Source organism: Pseudomonas sp. TH07 (assembly GCF_016651285.1).
GTDB lineage: Bacteria > Pseudomonadota > Gammaproteobacteria > Pseudomonadales > Pseudomonadaceae > Aquipseudomonas.
Map to the genome: position 1 here is coordinate 2866803 of NZ_JAEKED010000001.1, position 18918 is coordinate 2885720.

16 protein-coding genes are annotated in these 18918 nt (G+C 64.0%); 6 read left to right on the forward strand and 10 right to left on the reverse strand.

What is annotated here, in order from left to right:
• Positions 1-3: 3 nt before the first annotated feature.
• Positions 4-693 (forward strand): phospholipase D-like domain-containing protein, encoded by a 690-nt coding sequence (locus tag JFU57_RS13345; protein ID WP_201129596.1) that lies wholly within the window; start codon positions 4-6, stop codon positions 691-693.
• Positions 694-722: 29 nt separating this feature from the next.
• Here JFU57_RS13345 and JFU57_RS13350 read toward each other — a convergent pair whose 3' ends face one another.
• The 3 genes from JFU57_RS13350 to JFU57_RS13360 all read right to left on the reverse strand — a co-directional run bounded on the left by JFU57_RS13350 (position 723) and on the right by JFU57_RS13360 (position 6040).
• Positions 723-2447: a hypothetical protein gene (locus tag JFU57_RS13350; protein ID WP_201129597.1), complete on the reverse strand. Its 1725-nt coding sequence runs from the start codon at positions 2445-2447 to the stop codon at positions 723-725.
• A 65-nt stretch (positions 2448-2512) separates the two neighbouring features.
• On the reverse strand, positions 2513-4237 hold the full coding sequence (locus JFU57_RS13355) for a hypothetical protein (protein ID WP_201129598.1): 1725 nt from the start codon (positions 4235-4237) through the stop codon (positions 2513-2515).
• Between the two features lie 72 nt (positions 4238-4309).
• The gene (locus JFU57_RS13360; protein ID WP_201129599.1) at positions 4310-6040 is read right to left on the reverse strand and encodes a hypothetical protein; all 1731 of its coding nucleotides are present in this window, start codon (positions 6038-6040) and stop codon (positions 4310-4312) included.
• A gap of 271 nt (positions 6041-6311) precedes the next feature.
• On the opposite strand from JFU57_RS13360, the gene JFU57_RS13365 reads away from it, so the two are divergent.
• The 3 genes from JFU57_RS13365 to JFU57_RS13375 all read left to right on the forward strand — a co-directional run bounded on the left by JFU57_RS13365 (position 6312) and on the right by JFU57_RS13375 (position 10003).
• A complete protein-coding gene (locus JFU57_RS13365; RefSeq protein ID WP_020298997.1) occupies positions 6312-6854 on the forward strand; it encodes a YaeQ family protein in 543 nt (180 codons plus the stop codon).
• 65 nt (positions 6855-6919) lie between these two features.
• Positions 6920-8629, forward strand: coding sequence for a single-stranded-DNA-specific exonuclease RecJ (gene recJ / locus JFU57_RS13370; RefSeq protein ID WP_201129600.1), 1710 nt, complete (start codon positions 6920-6922; stop codon positions 8627-8629).
• A gap of 267 nt (positions 8630-8896) precedes the next feature.
• Complete coding sequence (locus tag JFU57_RS13375) at positions 8897-10003, forward strand: NADH:flavin oxidoreductase/NADH oxidase (protein ID WP_201129601.1); 1107 nt, start codon at positions 8897-8899, stop codon at positions 10001-10003.
• 369 nt (positions 10004-10372) lie between these two features.
• Here JFU57_RS13375 and JFU57_RS13380 read toward each other — a convergent pair whose 3' ends face one another.
• From JFU57_RS13380 to JFU57_RS13400, 5 genes are all read right to left on the reverse strand, one after another.
• Positions 10373-11992 carry a glucan biosynthesis protein D gene (locus tag JFU57_RS13380; RefSeq protein ID WP_201129602.1) on the reverse strand — a complete coding sequence of 540 codons (1620 nt, stop codon included), beginning with the start codon at positions 11990-11992 and terminating at the stop codon, positions 10373-10375.
• Positions 11993-12251: 259 nt separating this feature from the next.
• Positions 12252-13277, reverse strand: coding sequence for a hypothetical protein (locus JFU57_RS13385; protein WP_201129605.1), 1026 nt, complete (start codon positions 13275-13277; stop codon positions 12252-12254).
• A 32-nt stretch (positions 13278-13309) separates the two neighbouring features.
• On the reverse strand, positions 13310-13759 hold the full coding sequence (locus tag JFU57_RS13390; protein WP_201129607.1) for a hypothetical protein: 450 nt from the start codon (positions 13757-13759) through the stop codon (positions 13310-13312).
• On the reverse strand, positions 13752-14144 hold the full coding sequence (locus JFU57_RS13395) for a hypothetical protein (protein ID WP_201129609.1): 393 nt from the start codon (positions 14142-14144) through the stop codon (positions 13752-13754). The genes JFU57_RS13390 and JFU57_RS13395 overlap by 8 nt, the downstream gene beginning before the upstream one ends.
• The gene (locus JFU57_RS13400) at positions 14141-14545 is read right to left on the reverse strand and encodes a hypothetical protein (protein ID WP_201129610.1); all 405 of its coding nucleotides are present in this window, start codon (positions 14543-14545) and stop codon (positions 14141-14143) included. Before JFU57_RS13400 ends, JFU57_RS13395 begins: the two co-directional genes overlap by 4 nt.
• 227 nt (positions 14546-14772) lie before the next feature.
• On the opposite strand from JFU57_RS13400, the gene JFU57_RS13405 reads away from it, so the two are divergent.
• Positions 14773-15201, forward strand: a complete 429-nt coding sequence (locus tag JFU57_RS13405; RefSeq protein WP_078469984.1) for a hypothetical protein — start codon at positions 14773-14775, stop codon at positions 15199-15201.
• Positions 15202-15282: 81 nt separating this feature from the next.
• Here the strand turns inward: JFU57_RS13405 and JFU57_RS13410 are convergent, their stop codons facing one another.
• Both JFU57_RS13410 and JFU57_RS13415 read right to left on the reverse strand, forming a co-directional pair.
• Positions 15283-16770 (reverse strand): gamma-aminobutyraldehyde dehydrogenase, encoded by a 1488-nt coding sequence (locus JFU57_RS13410; RefSeq protein WP_201129611.1) that lies wholly within the window; start codon positions 16768-16770, stop codon positions 15283-15285.
• Between the two features lie 108 nt (positions 16771-16878).
• Positions 16879-17793 carry a LysR family transcriptional regulator gene (locus JFU57_RS13415; protein ID WP_078469986.1) on the reverse strand — a complete coding sequence of 305 codons (915 nt, stop codon included), beginning with the start codon at positions 17791-17793 and terminating at the stop codon, positions 16879-16881.
• Positions 17794-17968: 175 nt separating this feature from the next.
• On the opposite strand from JFU57_RS13415, the gene JFU57_RS13420 reads away from it, so the two are divergent.
• Positions 17969-18691: a tellurite resistance TerB family protein gene (locus JFU57_RS13420; RefSeq protein ID WP_201129612.1), complete on the forward strand. Its 723-nt coding sequence runs from the start codon at positions 17969-17971 to the stop codon at positions 18689-18691.
• The last annotated feature ends 227 nt before the right edge of the window (positions 18692-18918 follow it).

An 18918-nucleotide genomic window follows, 5' to 3' on the forward strand; every position in this document is an offset into this window, starting at 1 on the left:
TGCATGGACTTTGAAGGGCTGGACCGTCAACTGCGCGACAGCGTGCTGGACCTGCGGCTGAGCAACGAAGAGCGCGACGAGCTGCGCCAGCTGGGCAGTGAACTGGGTCAGGACCAGGTGCGCTACATGCGTAACCGTGCCTTTGACCTGGTGCGCGAGCTGGCCCTGGCCGACAGCGCCAATGTGCTGCCGGCGTTGAAATGGCTGGAGCAGGTGATCAAGACCCTGGATGTCAACAACGCCCCGGTGCGAGACCAGGCGAGCGCCCACTTCAGCCCTGGCGAAGACTGCCGGCGCAAGATCCGCGATCTGTGTCGCCAGGCCCGAATCTCGGTGGATATCTGCGTGTTCACCATTTCCGATGATCAACTGAGCGATGAAATCCGCGCCTGCCACCAGCGCGGCGTGGCCGTGCGGGTGATCAGCGACAGTGAAAAGCAGTTCGATGTCGGCAGTGATATCGCCGCGTTGCGCGAGGCCGGCGTGCCGGTACGGATCGACGACACGCCGTTCCACATGCACCACAAGTTCGCTGTGTTCGATGGCCGTACCTTGCTCAACGGCAGCTTCAACTGGACCCGCAGCGCCACCACCGGCAATGAGGAAAACCTGCTGGTGATCGACCATCCGCTACTGGTGACCAGTTATCTCAAGGAGTTCAACGAGCTCTGGAGCCGCTACGCGCCGCGTTAAGGCGTGCAGCGGCTGGCCTCGACACGGCCTCAGGCAGCGTTCGGGTAACCCCAGGCGCTCTCGGCAGCCAGGCTGTCGATCAGTTTCTGGCGCAGCCCCTGGGCTTTTTCCGGGGCGCTGTGGCTCAGGGTTTCCAGGGCCAGGTGCAACTGTTGCACCGGGTTTTCGCCGATAAACAGATTGCGCAGCTCCAGGCCGGCAATCGCCTCCTCAAAGCGTTGCTGGCGGATATGGTTCAGCACCATGGCCTGGCTCAACTGGTGGGTGAAGGTCGCCTGTTGTTCCAGGCGGGTCTGCAGCGCGAGCGCTTTTGCCTGGTCGTCGATGTAGACGTAGCTCAGCGCCAGCTGTTCCAGGAACAGGTTTTTTTCCCCAGGTTCCAGCGCCGCATTCTGACTCTCGTCGTCGAGGGCTTGCACGGCCTGGTCCAGCAGTTCGCCGGCTTGCCGGGTCTGCTCCAGGTCGTGCAGCAGCTTGGCCTGCAAGGCCTGTTTCATCGGGCGATCGGCGTATTCGAGCTGGGTGCTGAGGCGCGCCATCTCCTCCAGGTTGTTGCGGATCAGCCAGCTGTCGCGGCGCAGGCGCGGCAGGTCGGCCTGGACCCGCAGTTGGGTTTCCAGGATCAGCAGGCGCAACCACGGCCATTGCTCATCGCCACGCAAGGTCTCCAATGCCTGCAAGGCCTGCTCCAGCAGGTGGGCGCACCATTGCGCGTGTTCCTCGACGTAGGTGCCCCACAGGCAGATCAGGCACCAGATACGCTGCCCGGTCGAAACGGCACAGGCCTGCAAGGCCGACTCGGCTTCGGCCATCTCATTGCGCGCGACATGCCAATTCAACAGGCTCAACAGCAGCTCGCTGGCGTAGGTCTCCGGCACCTGGGCGATCAGCTGTCGCGCCAGGTCCGGGCGGTTGGCGTCCAGGATCAGCTTGAGCAGCGGCGGGTAGCCGAAGTAATCGTCGGGCTCGGGGTTCTGCTCCAGCACGTCGAACGCGGCGTCGAATTCCCCGGCCTGCATCAGCAGCACTACCACGATGATCTGCGCCGACTCGGGCAAATGCGCGGCCATGGCCGGGAACTGCGCATCCTGTCCCTGGGCCCGGTACTCGAGCAGGGTCTGTTCCACTTCATGCGGGTCCAGCTCGTTGGCCGGCTGTTTCAGCAGCAGTTGCCAGGCCAGGCCGATGCTGATGGCGGCTTTGTCGGCCAGGCCCAGGCTGCGTTGCAGCATGGCCAACTGACGGTACTCGCGGGGGGCGTCCGGGCTCGACGGGTTGACGCCGAAGGTCACCAGCAGCGCGCGGGCCTGCTCGTGTTCACCCATGGCCACCAGCAGCGGGATGCGCAGCATGGGCGCTGACGGCAGGGGTTGATGCAGGCGCTCCAGCAGGCTCAGCACCGCCTGCGGGCCCTCTTGGTCGAGCAGGGTTTCGAGCAGTTGGTTCAGCGCCATGGGCTGGTAGGTTTCATCGAGTTCGGCCAGTACTTCCAGGGCCTGCTCCTGGTTTCCCTGCTTGTACAGCGCTGCGGGCATCTGGAACAGCCCCAGCTGCCGGGCCTTGCCCGTCAGGCGCTGGGCCAGTTGCAAGGCCACCTGGGGTTCGATGACGCTGAGGTGGGCGGCGCGATTGATCTGCGCCGCTTCGCCCTCGGTGATGCCCAGGGCATTGCTGGTGCTGCTGCTCTTGTGGGCATACACCACCAGCAGCGAGATCACGCCGGTGATGAGCAGCAGGATGATAAACACTTCCATGATTCGATTTTCCTCTGGTACGGGTCAGGGCCGGCGTGGACCACCGGGCTGCGGCTAGGCGGGTATCAGTCCGGGGTGCCTGTGGTCAGCGAGCTATTGATCAGGGTGTCGAGCAGTTGCTGGTGCAAGGCGTGGGCCTGCTCCGGTTGCTGCAACTGCAAGTGCTGCAAGGCCTGGTACAAGGCCGTCAGCACGCGGTTCGGGTCGATCAGGATGCTGAAATCGATGGCGGCGATGGCCTCGGCAAAGCGCTGGTGCTGGACGTGGTTGAGCACGATGCCCTGGATCAGTTCGTGACGGTAGAGCGCCTCAAGTGTGCGCAAATCCTCGTGCAGCGCGATGGCCGGCTCGACCTGGTCGATGCCCAGATAGACCCGCGCCACTCGCTCCAGATCGAACAGCTGCTCGATGTCATCCGCCTCCTGATTGCCGCGAAGTTGCTGCACCAGGTGATCGAGGAGCTGGACGGCGTATCCAGTCTGGCCAAACAGGTGCAGGAGTGGGGCCTGGGCGCAGTAGCGATCGAGCTTTTCTTCCAGGTTCAAGTCCGGGTTGAGTACCTGCAGTTGCGCCAGATTGTGGCTGATCAGGTTTTGGTCGCGACGAGCCTCGGGCAGGCGGGCCTGGGCCTGCAACTGGCCTTCCAGGATCAGCAGGCGATGCCAGTTGTCGGCTTCACCGTGCAGGGTCACTGGCAGAAACTCCGAGGCCCGATCCAGGAGTGCGGCACTCCATTGCGGCTGGCTGGCATGGCTCATGTTCACCAGCCTGAGCAGCACCTCCAGGCGGTGTTCGGGAGGGTGGATGCGGGTTTCCAGCAGTTCCTCGGCGAGGGTGGTGGCGCCGCGTTTCGCGTGCCAGTTCATCAGTCCCAACAGCAATTCATGGTGTTCGTAGGCGGGGGCGAGTTCGATCAAGCGCTCGGCCTTGTCCAGCTCGTCGGCGGCCAGGGCCTGGCGCTGCAACTGCTCGTAGGCGTCGTGAGGCAGGTGTTTGCCGGCTTCGCCCAGCAGGGTCATGGCGGGTTCCAGATCACCGAATTCGAACAGCACGCTGGCGGCGATGGCTTTCTCGCTTGCGTGCAGTTGCTGGGCCAGCTCAATCACCCGCGTAGCGCCGTCCTGCAGGTAGAACTCATGCAAGAGGGCACGCAGTTTTTTCGGCGCCAGGCTGCCGTCTGCCTCGCGTGCATTGATCCAGGCCCAGGCGATGCTCATGGCGGCGCACTCGGTCTGCCCGAACTGGCGTTGCAGCGGGGCGATACGCAGGCTGTCGTGGGCCGAGACCAAGTCCGCGCCTGACTGGGTCTGGACACTGCCGATCATCTTGAGTATTTGCAGGGCGCCGTCTTTGTCGCCTTTGGCGAACCGCAGTTTCATCAGCGCGATATGCCCGTCGACTGGCATCAATACCCCGGTCTGATCCAGCAGGGCCTGTGCGGCCAGGTGATCACCCTGGTCCAGCAGCAGCTCGACCACTTCCTTGAGGGGCTGTGGCAGGTTGTTTTTTTCCAGCTCGCCCAAGGCCTGCAGGCCTTCCTGGCGGTAGCCGGCACCGACCAGCAGCGGGGCCAGGCCTTGCAGGGCGATTTGCCGGGCATGGCCATCCAGCTGCCGGGCTATCTCAAGGCCCACCAGGGGGTTGCTGCGCGCCAGGAGCAGGGCGCGATTGATCACCGCCCACTGCGACGCCGTCACGCGCAGGGTCAGGGCGTTGCGGTAGCGGTAAAAGCTATAGGCCGCGACGCCGGCAATGGCCACGGCCAATCCGGTTGCTGTGAGTGTATCCATGAGCTTTCCTGTACATGGCGGGTGGTGCCCGCGTCCGTCAGCGGCGCGCGGGCATCTGGGTCATGGCGCTGGCTAGAGGTCGCCGTTGATCAAGGTGTCGAGGAGCTTTTCCCGCAACTCGCGATAGCGGGTCGGGGCTTGTGCCTGCAACTGTTCAATGGCCTGGTGCAGCGGCGCCAGCAGGTTTTCACCGCCTGTCAGGGTGCTCACATCGATCGCTTCGATGGCTTGCGTCAGGCGCTGGTGGCGGATGTGATTGAGCGCGATCTGCAGCGACACGTCACGGCACGGATAGTCGTGCCGCTCGAGTTCATCGCGCAGGGCAATGGCGGGCAGCGGATGGTCGATCCGCAGATAGGCCTCGGCCACGCACTCCAGGTCCAGTTTCTGGCTGAAGCCATAGCTGCCCGGGCCTTCGTCCTCCTCCTCGTCATCTTCATCCGGATGGTCCTTGATGTACTGCGCCAGCGCCTGCAGCCGCTGGCCGGCAGCATCGTCCTGGCCCAGGGCATGCAGGAGCACGGCTTGTGCTTCATAACGCTCCTGGATGGCCGGCATTTCCAGCGCGGTGTTGAGCTCGGCGATCTGTTGCAGAAGGTTGCCTATCAGCGCCTGATCGCGGCGTGCTACGGGCAGGTGAGCCTGGGCCTGCAACTGGCCTTCCAGCACCAGCAACTGATACCACACCTCGTTTTCTCCACCCTGCAAATGCTCCAGCTGTTGCTCGGTGCGCTGGCGCAAGGCAAGGCTCCATTGCGGCTGGTAGGCGTGGCTGAATGTCGCCAGCTCCAGACCCAGCGTCAGGTACTGCTCGGGTGTTTTCAGGCGGGCCTGGATCAGGGCGTCGGCGGCTGCGGTTTCACCGCGCTGCACGTGCCATTGCAGCAGTGTGAGCAGCAGATCGTCGGTGTTGTACTCAGGATCCGCGTCAATCAGGCGCAGGGCGTCATCCAGGCGCTCGGCAGCGAGGGCCAGCGCCAGCAGTTGCGGGTAAGTTTCATAGGGCAGATCCGCGCCGGCCTGGCCCAGCAGGATAAAGGCCGGTTCCAGTGCGCCACCTTCAAACAGCACGCTGGCGGCGCAATCCTTATAGGACTCGGGCAGTTGCTCGGCGAGTTCGATAACCCGCGCGGCGCCGTCCTGGGCGAAAAACTCCTGGAGAATGGCGCGTATTTCCTGGCGGTCCAGGGTGCCATCGGCGCCCAGGGTCGACCAGGCCCAGGCGATGCTCACGGACGCGGCTTGCTTCATATGCATGGCGCGCTGGCGGGCCGCCATTTTCAGGCTGTCGGCGCGCGACAGGACAAAGGCCCCGGCGACTTCCTGGAGTTCAGTGATGGCTTTGAGTTGTTGCACCGCCGAGGCCTTGTTGCCGGTGGCCAGGGCCAGGTCGATGCCGACGATATGCCCGTCGATCGGCAGTTGCGAGCCCTTGATATCCAGCAGCTCCCGGGCGGCTTTGGGATCGCCTTGTTCGAGAAGGATCTCGAGGATGGTTTTCAGCGGGTCGGCGTGGTTGGGCTTGACCAGTTCGGCCAGGGCCTGGAAGCCGGCGGCGCGGTGCCCGTTCCTGACCAACTGCGGGGCCACATATTGCAACGCCAGCTGCCGCGCATACCCTTCCAGGCGTTGGGCGATTTCCAGCGCCAGCAGCGGTTCGCTCCTGAGCACCAGATTGACCCGATTGATCTGGGCGACGTCGTGGGGGCTAAGGCGCAGGGCCTTGGCTTTCTTGTGCCGGTAAAACCAATAGCCTGCCGCGACCACGGCAACCACGGCACCGATTCCTACAAACACTTCCATGAGCTTCCTTTTCCGTTGATGGCTTCAGGTCGACACAACGCACATCCTGAATCGCGCGAGCGTTATAAAGCCCTCGGCGCCTGGGAACAACCCCTGCTAGCGCGGATCGTGGCAATCGGTGCCAGGGTCTTGCCTTCGCCTGCCTGCTTGGATAGCGGCCGCCGGGCTGGCGTGGGGTGGCGCCAGGTGCCCGACGGCGGGTCATCGGCCGGGCAGGGGGAAAGGTTTCGGGTTAGACTTGCCGCCTTTTCGCACATCAAGAAGCGCGCACATGGCCCAGCCGTCCACCACCTACAAGTTTGAACTGAACCTCACCGACCTCGACCGTGGGGTGTACGAGAGCGTCAAGCAGACCATCGCCCGTCATCCTTCGGAAACCGAAGAGCGCATGACCGTGCGGCTGCTGGCCTACGCCTTCTGGTACAACGAGCACTTGTCGTTCGGTCGCGGCCTGTCGGATGTGGATGAGCCGGCCCTGTGGGAAAAGAGCCTGGATGATCGCGTCCTGCACTGGATCGAAGTCGGCCAGCCGGATGCCGACCGCCTGACCTGGTGCTCGCGTCGCACCGAGCGCACCAGCCTGCTGGCCTACGGCAGCCTGCGTGTGTGGCAGACCCGGGTGGTCGACACCCTGAAGAACCTGAAAAACGTCAACATCGCCGGCGTGCCCCAGGACGTGCTGGAGACCCTGGCCAAGGACATGCCCCGGGTGATCAAGTGGGACGTGATGATCAGCGAAGGCACGATCTTCGTCACCGATGACCGTGGCCAGCACGAAGTCCAGCTCGAATGGCTGATGGGCGATCGCGGCTGATTGCCAACCGTTCGTTCCCGTCCTCTGACGTCACCCTGCATTAGAAGAGAAGCCCCAATCGCCCCATGCGTATCGAACCCCGTGAGTTGCCCGCCACCCTGCCGTTTCTCGGTGATCTGCCGCCCTTGCTGACCCGCCTGTACGCCGCCCGCGGCGTGCAGTCCGAGGCCGAGCTGGATAAGAGCCTGGCGCGGCTGATTCCCTATCAGCAACTCAAGGGTATCGATGCCGCCGTGGATTTGCTGGTGGTGGCCCTGGAGCAGCGCCAGCGCATTCTGATCGTCGGCGATTTCGATGCCGACGGTGCCACCGCCAGCACCGTGGGCGTGCTGGGCCTGCGACTGCTGGGGGCGGCCCATGTCGACTACCTGGTGCCTAACCGCTTCGAATACGGCTACGGCCTGACCCCGGAAATCGTCGCCGTGGCCCTGCAGCGCGAGCCGCAGTTGCTGATCACGGTGGACAACGGTATTTCCAGCGTCGAGGGCGTGGCCGCAGCCAAAGCAGCGGGTTTGCAGGTGCTGGTGACCGACCACCACTTGCCGGGCCATGAGCTGCCGGCGGCCGATGCCATCGTCAACCCCAATCAGCCGGGTTGCGAGTTCCCGAGCAAGGCCCTGGCCGGGGTCGGGGTGATCTTTTATGTGCTGATGGCGCTACGCGCTCGCCTGCGCAGCCTGGGCAAGTACGAGCAGCAGCCGCAGCCGAACATCGGCGAGCTGCTGGACCTGGTGGCCCTGGGCAGCGTGGCCGACGTGGTGCCGCTGGATGCCAATAACCGGATCCTGGTGCATCAGGGCCTGGAGCGGATTCGCGCCGGGCGTGCGCGGCCGGGGCTCAAGGCGATTCTTGAGGTGGCCAAGCGCGATCACGCCCGTATCACCTCCACGGACCTCGGTTTTATCATCGGCCCACGCTTGAACGCGGCGGGGCGCCTGGACGACATGAGCCTGGGCATTGAATGCCTGCTCACCGCCGATGTGGCGGCAGCGCGGGAAATGGCCGGGCAGCTCGACGAGCTGAACCAGGACCGCAAATCCATCGAGCAGGGCATGCAGCGCGAGGCCCTGGCCCAGCTCAAGGACCTGCCGCTGGAGTCCATGCCGTTCGGCCTGTGCCTGTTTGATGCCGACTGGCACCAGGGGGTGATCGGGATTCTCGCGTCGCGCCTCAAAGAGCGTTATCACCGGCCGACCATCGCCTTCGCCGATGCCGGCGAGGGCATGCTCAAGGGCTCGGCGCGCTCGGTGCCGGGGTTCCATATTCGCGATGCGCTGGACGCGGTGGCCGCCAGGCACCCGCAGTTGATCAGCAAGTTCGGCGGGCATGCCATGGCGGCCGGTTTGTCGTTGCCTGAGGGGAATTTCCCGGCATTTGCCGAGGCGTTCGATGAAGAAGTCCGACGCCAGTTGCAGGAGGAAGACTTGACCGGACGCCTGCTGTCGGACGGTACCCTGGCTATCGAAGAATTCCACCTGGAACTGGCCCGGGCCCTGCGTCATGCCGGGCCCTGGGGGCAGCATTTTCCGGAGCCGCTGTTCCATGGTGTGTTCCAGTTGGTGGAACAGCGCGTCGTCGGCGAGCGCCATTTGAAGGTGGTGCTGCGCAGCGAGTGCGGTTCGCTCAAACTCGACGGCATTGCCTTCGGCATCGACCGCGAAGTCTGGCCCAACCCGACCATCCGCTGGGTGGAGCTGGCCTACAAACTCGACGTCAACGAATTCCGGGGCCAGGAAACCGTGCAATTAATGATCGCCCATATCGAACCCCGCTGATCCTGATGGCCAGCACCGCCTGACACCCCTCGGCCGGCTCCTGTAGCCGCCGCCATTCTCCCGATACTCCAGCGCCTACCCTTCAGGGGCTTTTTACCAGGAACCCTGCTCCGGCCAATGTTGTCGACTAGTCTCTAAGCACTGTCTGATTGGCCTTGTGACCTCTTGTCCTTTTTCACCCCGCGGGGGCGGGCGTTGCACCTTGTTGTCACTCGTCGACTTTTCAAACAGAACCCTGGAGCCTGACCATTGATCGAGAGGTGCCCCATGAGTCTGCTGCTTGAACCCTATACCCTGCGTCAACTGACCCTGCTCAACCGCATCGCGGTTTCACCCATGTGCCAATACTCCGCCGTCGATGGCCTGGCCAACGACTGGCATCTGGTCCACCTGGGCAGCCGTGCCGTGGGCGGTGCCGGGCTGATTTTCACCGAGGCCACGGCGGTCACCGCCGACGGGCGCATCACCGCCCAGGACCTGGGCCTGTGGCATGACGAACAGATCGAACCCCTGCAACGCATCACCCGCTTTATCGCCGCCCAGGGCGCGGTAGCCGGGATTCAACTGGCCCACGCCGGGCGCAAGGCCAGCACCCATCGGCCATGGCTGGGCAAGCATGGCAGCGTCAAGGTCGAAGACGGCGGCTGGACCCCGGTCGGGCCTTCGCCGATTGCCTTCGACCCGCAGCACACGCCACCGACCCAATTGGACGAGGGGCAGATCGTCGAGGTGATCCAGGCCTTTGTCGACGCCGCCAAACGCGCGCTGGTTGCCGGTTTCAAGGTGGTCGAAGTGCATGCGGCCCATGGGTACCTGCTGCACCAGTTCCTCTCGCCGTTGAGCAATCAGCGGCGCGATCAGTACGGGGGCTCGTTTGACAACCGGATTCGCCTGGTGCTGCAAGTCAGCGAAGCCGTGCGCGCGGTCTGGCCGCAAGAGCTGCCGCTGTTTGTGCGGGTGTCGGCCACCGACTGGGTGGAAGACGGCTGGAACCCGGATGAAACCGTAGAGCTGGCACGCCGCCTGAAAGCGTTGGGGGTGGACCTGATCGATGTTTCGTCCGGAGGCACGGCGGCCAATGCCGAGATTCCTGTCGGCCCCGGCTATCAGACGCGCTTCGCCGAGCGGGTGCGCAAGGATGCCGGGATTGCCACCGGCACCGTCGGCATGATCACCGAGCCGGCTCAGGCCGAGCACATCCTGCGCACGTGCCAGGCCGATATCATCTTCCTTGCTCGCGAACTGCTGCGCGATCCGTACTGGCCGCTGCACGCCGACGATGACCTGGGCGGACGCAAGGCCACCTGGCCGGCGCAGTACCAGCGGGCGACCCACAGGGACCAGCCGATTCATGAATCGGATCTGCGCGACTGACAAACCCGCGGCATAAAAAACCGGCCCTGTCGGCTAATGCCAGTCAGTTAAGGGCAAGCACCGTCATTGTGGCGAGGGAGCTTGCTCCCGCTGGGCCGCGCAGCGGCCCCAAAAATGGGGTTGCTACGCCCCGGAGCTCCGGCCGGCCCCACGGGAGCAAGCTCCCTCGCCACAGGTCATGTTTCGTGCGCTCTAGCGCTTAACTGATCGGCATTGGCCCTGTAGACCGGTTTTTTATGGCGCGCCGTAATCGAAGGGTCGGTAAAAGCATCGAGTACAGCTGACACGGCACGGCGCCCTTTTGGGGCCGGCGCAGCCTGCGGCAGCGGCTACAGAGTGTGTGCCGCTGCCGGGCTGCGAGGTTACGGGTCAGGGGTATTTGCGTTTTTCCGGGGCGGGCGGGAAGTACTGGTACAGCCAGGTTTCGCTCAGGGTGCGGTCGTGGGTGCGGATGAACAGCCGCAGCTCTACCGGATCGACGCTGTCGTTGGTGGGGAACCAGTCGAAGGTGATGCGGTAGCCCTTGATTTCGTCCAGCACCAGCACATTGAAGTCCTTGACCTGACCGTTGGAGGCGGTGACCACCGGTTCGATGCCGGTGCCGGCCGGCAGGCGATCGAGGCCGCCACCGGTGAAGTCCACGGCAAAGCGCCGGGCCCAGACCTCGGGGTAGTGCTCGCCCGGGGCCCAGCCCTCGACGAAGCCGCCCATGCCCGAACGCGTGGCATGCACCCGCGCCAGCGGCGTGCCCACCGGTGGCAGGGCGCTCCAGTACAGCTTGTAGCCATAGTTCAGCGATTCGCCGGCGGCCACCGGTTTTTTCGGGGTCCAGAAGGCCACGATGTTGTCCAGGGTCTCGCCGGTGGTCGGGATCTCCAGCAGGTCGATCGAGCCTTCGCCCCAGGCCGTGGTGGGTTCGACCCACAGGCTCGGGCGCCGGCTGTACCAGTCCACGGTGTCCTGATAGCTGGCGAACTCGTGGTCGGTCTGTACCAGGCCGAAACCTTTCGGATCCTTGTCGGCGAAGGCGTTGAATTGCAGGTTCGCCGGGTTATTCAGCGGGCGGCAGATCCATTCGCCATTGCCGCGCCACATGGCCAGGCGGTCGGAGTCGTGGATCTGCGGGTGGATGGTGTCGCACATGCGCCGCTCATGGGTGCCGCAGCTGAACATGCTGGTCATCGGGGCGATGCCCAGTTGCTCGATGGCGGTGCGCGCGTTGATATGGGCGTCGATGTCCATCACCACGCGCTCGGCCTGGCAGTCGATGTCGAAGCGATAGGCACCGGTGGCGCTTGGCGAGTCGAGCAGGGCGTAGACCACGAAGCGGGTGCTGTCCTTGTCCGGGGTTTCGAACCAGAACTGGGTGAAGTCGGGGAATTCTTCGCGTTTTTTGGCGTAGGTATCAATTGCCAGGCCACGGGCTGACAAGCCGTACTGGCCGGTGGCGTCCACCGCGCGGAAGTAGCTGGCGCCGAGGAAGGACACCACGTCGTGCTTGTCCAGCTCCGGAGCCTTGAACAGCTTGAACCCGGCAAAACCCAGGTCGCCCTTGAGCTGCGTGGTGTCGACGCTGGTGTTCTGGTAGTTGAACAGCGGCGGACGGAAGTGCACTTCCCGCGCCTGGCGGGTCTTCGGATCGACGCTGTGCATGCGCACCGGCTGCTTGAAGCCCATGCCGACGTGGAAGAACTGCACGTCCAGCTGGCCATTCAGGTCGTTCCACAGCGAGTGTGCGCCGTCGTACTGGATGGCATTGAAGTTCTGCGGGGTCATGGTCGCCAGGGTGGGCGGCAACACCTGCTTGGTGTCCTGGTAGCGACTGCTGGCCAACTGCTTGGCCTGGGCCTTGAGGCCCTCGAAATCAAAAGTCTGCGCCTCGCCATCGGCAGCGCCGGCCCAGGCACGGGCCGCCAGCAGGCCGCTGGCCGAAAGGCCGGTGTAGGCAGCCAGAGCCATGGAGGCTTTGAGTAGATTCCTGCGGTGCATAGGTGAACCTTGTTCTGGGGATCCCGAGGCCTTCCTGGCTGCGCGCTGGATCGCTATGTGAGGTTCGGTCATGCCTTCGGCCAAACGCAACGGACTTTAAACAGATGCCGCAGAGGATAAACGGTTCGCCATATCTGAAAAAATGATTAGCTGTATCCATTGGTAAAAAAGCCATCGCGCCAGCAAAAAGCCCTTATTCCCCCCCGGTTTTGCTGGCCGAAAGCATGGATCAGCGGCGCCAGTCCATTGCCCGATACACTCAACCGGCGGTCGGTGCCGGGGCTTGCAGGCAGCTGACCCCAGGCTGTGGCACCTTGCCTTCCTTGGCGTAGTGGACCAGGTTCTGCAGCACGCTCGGCTCATGGCGGTCGGCGGCTTCCTTGAAGCAGGACAGGGCACGCGGCAGGTCGGTGGTGCCCCAAAGGCCTTCGCTGTAGCCATAGCCGAGCGTGGCATAGGCCATGCCGGTGTCGAACTGTCGGGCGGCCTGGGTCACGGTGTCTTCGGCCTGGCGCGGCGCCTGGCATTTTCGTTCCGACACCTGATTGCCACGGAAGCAGTAAAAGTCCGCCAGCAGCAGCTTGGCCTCGACGTCCGATTCGGCATAGGTGCTCAGCAGGGATTCGATCCGTGCCGGCTCCACTTCCGGTGACATCCCCGAATAACCCAGGATCACGGCCCGGGTGGCGCCGGCGGCCGAGCCGTTGTCGGCGGCGTGCAGGTCGATGCGCTGCGCCAGCTCGAAAAAGTACGTGGTCAGCGGATACAGCTCCACCGCGCCATAACCTTCGAACAGGTCGGCTTTGCGCAGCTCGCGCTGTAGGGGCGTTTCATTGGCCGGCACCCGCTCATCGAGCAGGCCTTGCAGCGACCACTGTTCGACCCGGACCAGGGTCCAGCACGGCAACTGCTGGAACACAAAGACCTGCAGCACATCGCCCAGGCTGTCGTGCACCACCAGGCTGCGCTTGTCGATCCAGAAGGTCTGCAAACCGGCCTTGCCCTGGACCTTAGGGTCGAGCAGGGCCAGGCTCGCGGGGTTGGCGGCGGGCACTTTGTGCAGGGTCGTGACCCCATAGCCCTGATCGCCATAGGCCGGGCGCTGTTCGATCAGCGGCGAGCGAGTGAAGGTCTTTTGCAACTCGGGGCTGCTGGCGAACGCCTGGACGAAGCTCGGCAGATCGCCGTTCGGACAGCCGGATTCCGCCGCCATCAGGGCCGGGGGCGCGAGGCTGATCAGCAGCCCGATCAGGGCCAGGCCCAGGGTGTTGAAGGGAGAGGGCATCGAGAGCTCCGTCGCGGGTGGGGCAAAAGGGATTATTGGCTGTCCGGGTCGCAGTACAGCACCGAGCCGCCGGGATTCTTCGGGTCGGCAATCAACAACGGGGCCTGTACACCGTCGCCGTCGAAGCCTTGGCCCAGTTGCTGGCGCGCCGTCTGCACATCGGCGTCAAGGTACAGCGCGTGCACTGAAAACGGCCCGCGATACGGAATGCCGATGGCATGCACCGCCAGCCCGTGGAACTGGTCCTTGACGCAAAAGCGCGCACCTTCGTCGAGGTCGCAGGGTTGCAGTTGGCGCTCGACAAAGTACTGGCCGCTGAGCTGCTGGTTGCTGGGGTCGAGAAACACCTGCTCGACGCTGCAACTGGCCAGGCCGGCGAACTGCTGGTCCAGGCTCATGGCCAGGCAATTGCCGCTTGCGCCCAGCACCAGCAGCAGGCTCAGGTACCGAAGGGGCGCCGACAGGCGCAGGCCATCACTCATGGGGCAGGTCCTTGGGGCGTAGCAATCGATGCAGGCGCTGCGCCAGCCAGATCGCCAGTAACGGCAAGCCGCTGGACAAGGCGCAATACACCATTCCGCGTATGGGGTTGCTGGGGAAAAACATCCAGGCGCTGGCCAGCACCGGCAGCAGGATCAGGCCCAGCTTGAGCTTGAGGTTGGGCACCAGCGCGGCCAGTACGTTGACCCCGATAAACAGGATGAACAGGTAATAGACCCCAAGCCCCACCGCGACACCACGCGAGATCGAGCCGAACAGCTGCAGGTAGAGCGGCACGCCCAGCAGATGCGCCAGGTAAAACAGCGCCACCGCCAGGCCGTGTGCCAATAGCGCGCAGCCTATGCGGATGAACGTGTCGCGGCTCACGGGGCGCAGGCTCGTTTCGCCCTTGGGCTGAGCAACTGATGCAGCCCTCGGGACAGATAGATCGCCGCCAAGGGCAGCAGGCCGAGCTCCGAGCAGTAGACCAGGCCACGAATCGGGTTGTGGGGGAACATTATGTAAGCGGTCAGCAGCAACAGCGGCAGGATCAGCAACAGCTTGATCCTGAGCACCGGAATGATAGCGATCAGCAGATTGACCCCGACGAACAGGCAGAACAGGGTGCGCATCATCGGGCCAAAGCCAAAAAACTTGCTGATGCTGCCGAACATCTGCTCGTAGAACGGGATGCCGTAGTAATCGATCAACACGCAAGCGGCCACCGCGAGGCTGTGGGCCAGAAGGGCGGTGATCAGGCGAATCAGCTCGTCACGGGCGGAAGTCATCGCCGGGCGCTCCGCAGCGGAGTCGACCCGCTTCGGACGGACAATGGTGGGTATGACATGGGGGCGTCCTTGCTACCTGGGTACGTTTCAAGCGCCCCGGTGGAGGGCGGCGGGCACTTTATGGCGGCGGATAGTGCCGCAACTTGATTCGCTTATCCAGAACTCGTTCAATGGCGCCTTTTCAGGGAGATCAGGTCAATGAATTGCAGCCTCCAGGGCGCTGCCCGATGAAGCTCAGGAAGACCGTTTTCGGACTGCTGATACTGCTTGCCTGCGGCGCCGGGGTGTTCATCCAACAGTTGAGTGAGGTGCTCAATCGCGAGCCTTACACCAGCAGAGGATCCTCGGGACGCTACCTCTTGCAGCATGTCCATGCCGGTAACCTGTTCATACCCTTCAGGCACCTGGGGTATCTGCAGGTGGTTGACCTCCAGAACCCGCAGCGGGTTTACCGCTCGCCCTTGATCTACGACGATTCGCTGGACATGCGCATGTCGGAGAGTGCCCGGGAACTGAGTATTTTCGGCGTGACATTCAACACCGAGACCAAGACCTACTTTATCCAGTGGCGGGACTGGGAGCCCCATTGGCTCAACTGGTTTATCAGCAATACGCCGTATGGGGTGTGCAGCGACGCCGAAGGCACCTGCTTTTGAGCCGCGGCACGTTGCAAGCGGCAAGTTGCGAGTAGAACCCGCGCTCATTTGCAGCTTGTAGCTCGCCGCCAGCAACTGCTCCTAAAGGTCGGTACCATGGCGGGCCATGATGTGCCGTACCACGCTGTAGTCCTGCAGCGAATCACTGGACAGGTCCTTGCCGTAGCCGGAGCGTTTCAGGCCGCCGTGGGGCATTTCGCTGACCAGCATGAAGTGGCTGTTGATCCAGGTGCAGCCGTATTGCAGGCGCGCCGCAACCTGCATCGCCTTGTCCAGACTCTGGCTCCAGACCGAGGACGCCAGGCCGTATTCCGAATCGTTGGCCCAGTCCACCGCCTGGCTCAGTTCGTCGAAGCGGGTCACGGTGACCACCGGGCCGAACACTTCGCGCTGGACGATTTCGTCACTTTGCTTGCAGCCGGCGAGCAGGGTCGGTTGGTAATAGAAGCCAGGGCCTGTGTGCACGGCGGCTCCGGTGACCCGCTCGATATGGGGCTGGCCCAGGGCGCGTTCGACAAAGCTGGCCACGCGGTCGCGCTGGCGGGTGCTGATCAGCGGCCCGATTTCGTTGTCGGTGTCACGCTTGCCGGCAAAGCGCAGGCTGCTGACGGCGGCGCCGAGTTCGGCCACCAGACGGTCATGGATTCCGGCCTGGGCGTAGATACGGCAGGCGGCGGTGCAGTCCTGCCCGGCGTTGTAGTAGCCATAGCTGCGCACGCCGGCGACCACCGCCTGCAAGTCGGCATCGTTGCAGACAATCACCGGCGCCTTGCCGCCCAGTTCCAGGTGGGTGCGCTTGAGGGTCTTGGACGCGGCCTGGAGGATTTTCTGCCCGGTGACGATATCCCCGGTCAGCGACACCATGCGCACTTTCGGGTGGCTGACCAGGTGGCTGCCGACGCCTTCACCGCCGCCACAGATGATGTTGATCACCCCGCGCGGCAGCAGTTGGGCCAGGGTCGGCGCCAGGGCCAGGATCGATAGGGGCGTGTGCTCCGAGGGCTTGAACACCAGGGTATTGCCGGCGGCCAGGGCCGGGGCGATTTTCCAGGCGGCCATCATGATCGGGTAGTTCCACGGCGCAATCGACGCCACCACGCCGATCGGATCGCGGCGCACCATGCTGGTAAAGCCCGGCAGGTATTCGCCGGACAACTGGCCGGTCTGGCAGCGCACCGCACCGGCGAAGAAGCGAAACACATCGACGGTGGCGCTCAGGTCGTCCTGGCGCGCCAGGTGCAATGGCTTGCCGCAGTTCAGGGATTCAAGGCGGGCCAGGTGATCGGCGTGTTTTTCAATGGCGTCGGCGATGGCCAGGAGGATGTTCGAGCGCTGCTGGGGCGTGGTCCGCGACCAGCCGGAGAAGGCGCGGTGCGCGGCCAGAATCGCGCTCTCGACCTGTTCGGTACTGGCTTCGGCAATGTGCGTCAGCACGTCCCCGGTGGCCGGATTGATGATCGGCTCGACAAAGCCCTGGCCGGCCACCAGTTCACCATCGATCAATAACGCGGTCAGTAACGGAGTGTGCACGCCAGCCATTTTGCGGGTTCTCTTTTCTTGCGTAGCCATGGTTGCTCCCGGGTGCCCGGTGTCCGACCACCGCCGCTTCCGGAGTGGGAAGAGACTAGTGGCCGGGCAGAAGGGCGACAAATACTAAATACAGAATTGAACATTCGATTAAATCGATGGCTTGCGCCCACCGTGGGGCTGCTCGCGGGCCACGGTCAGGAACGGGTCCACCAGTGCCGGACGGGCGGTGCCACGGCGCCAGGCCAGGCCGACGTCGAGGGTCTGGCCGAGGTCCGCGAGGGAGCGTGCCTCGATGATGTCGCCCTCCAGCGACCACGGGCGGTAGGTCATGTCCGGCTGGATCGACACCCCCAGCCCGGCAGCCACCAGGCTGCGCACCGCTTCGGTGGATGCCGTGCGCAGGGTGATTCGCGGTTGCAGGCCGGCGCCGGTCCACATGCGCTGGGCGTTGTGGTCCATTTCATCGACGTTGAGCTGGATCAGCGGCTCGCCGGCAACGTCTGCCAGGCTGATGCTGTCGCGCTCCAGTAGCGGATGCTGGGCCGGCAGCCAGAGCCGGTGCGGCGAGTGGGTCAGGACCTCGGTCTGCAGCGCGTGACGGTCTTCCAGGTTGGAGATGATCAGCACCCCGACATCGATCTCGCCGCTGACCAGCAGGTGCTCGATGTACGGGCGTTCGTCCTCCATCACGCGGATTTCCACATTGGGGTAGGCACGCTGGAAACGGGTCAGCAGGTCCGCCAGGTAGTAGCCGGCCACCAGACTGGTCACGCCGACGATCAATTGCCCGGCCACCTGGTCGGTGCTCTGTTGCAGGCTGCGCTTGGCGTTGTCGACGGTGGCCAGGATCAGGTGCGCCTGGCGCAGGAACTGGTGGCCCTGGTGGGTCAGGGTCATGCCTTTGGCGTGGCGATTGAACAGGTTGACGCCGATCTCCTGCTCCAACTGCTGGATCGCCAGGGTCAGGGTCGATTGCGAGATGAACACTGCCTGGGCGGCGGCGGAGATCGAGCCGGTTTCGGCCACGGCGATAAAGTGACGGATCTGGCGCAGGGTCATCATGGTGGGGGATACCGGTTGGACGGTTTTATAGATTTTTCGCAGTGTATATCTTTTTAATCGATGGGCCGCTGCGTCCAGGCAACATCCCGAAGCACTCTCGAGCACAGCGCACGGGCACTTCCCACTAGGCTGGTGGCCTTATTTAGCCACTGAACCGAAGTTTCCGGAGGTCGCAATGAATACCCGTGGATTGCTCGATCAATTGCTCAAGTCCGGCCAGGACCTGCTGCAGAACAAGGCCTCAGGCGCATCGGGCAAGGCCCCGGCCGGCAAGGGCGCGCTGGGCGGTTTGCTCGGTGGCAGTGCCGGCGGTCTGGGCGGCCTGTTGTCCGGTGCCGGCGGCGGTGCATTGGCCGCCGGCGCCATGGGCCTGCTGCTGGGCAATAAAAAAGCCCGCAAGTTCGGCGGCAAGGCGGTGGTCTATGGTGGCCTGGCCGCCCTCGGGGTGATCGCCTACAAGGCCTATGGCAACTGGCAGGCGCAGCAGGGAACCGCTCCCCAGCGCGAACCCCAGACCATTGACCGCCTGCCGGCGCAGCAGGTCGAACAGCATAGCCAGGCGATCCTCAAGGCGCTGGTGGCCGCGGCCAAGGCCGACGGGCATGTCGATGAGCGCGAACGGGCCCTGATCGAGGGCGAGTTCACCCGCCTGGATAACGATCAGGAGTTGCAGCACTGGCTGCACGCCGAGCTCAACAAACCGCTGGATCCGGCGGATGTCGCCCGCGCCGCCAGCACCCCGGAAATGGCCGCGGAAATGTACATCGCCAGCGTGATGCTGGTGGATGAAGAGAACTTCATGGAGAAGTCCTACCTGGACGAACTCGCGCGTCAGCTCAAACTCGAGCCGGGGCTCAAGCGCGAACTGGAAAACCAGGTGCGTCTGGCCGCGACCTGAGGCCAGGGGCGGGGACGTTGCGGCGTGGGTGCGCCGGGGGCAGGGTGGATGGCGGATATGCTGGCTGTATTTACCGAAACAGCACTGGCTCGCGCTCGGTCATATGGCGGAAAGTAGCCACCCAGAGCCCACGCAGGCTTTAGCGCCGAGTGAGACCTGGTGCGCAAACCGCAGATAAATGATGGCCCGCCCTCGGCTATACTGCCCCCCATTTGAACGGCCCCGAG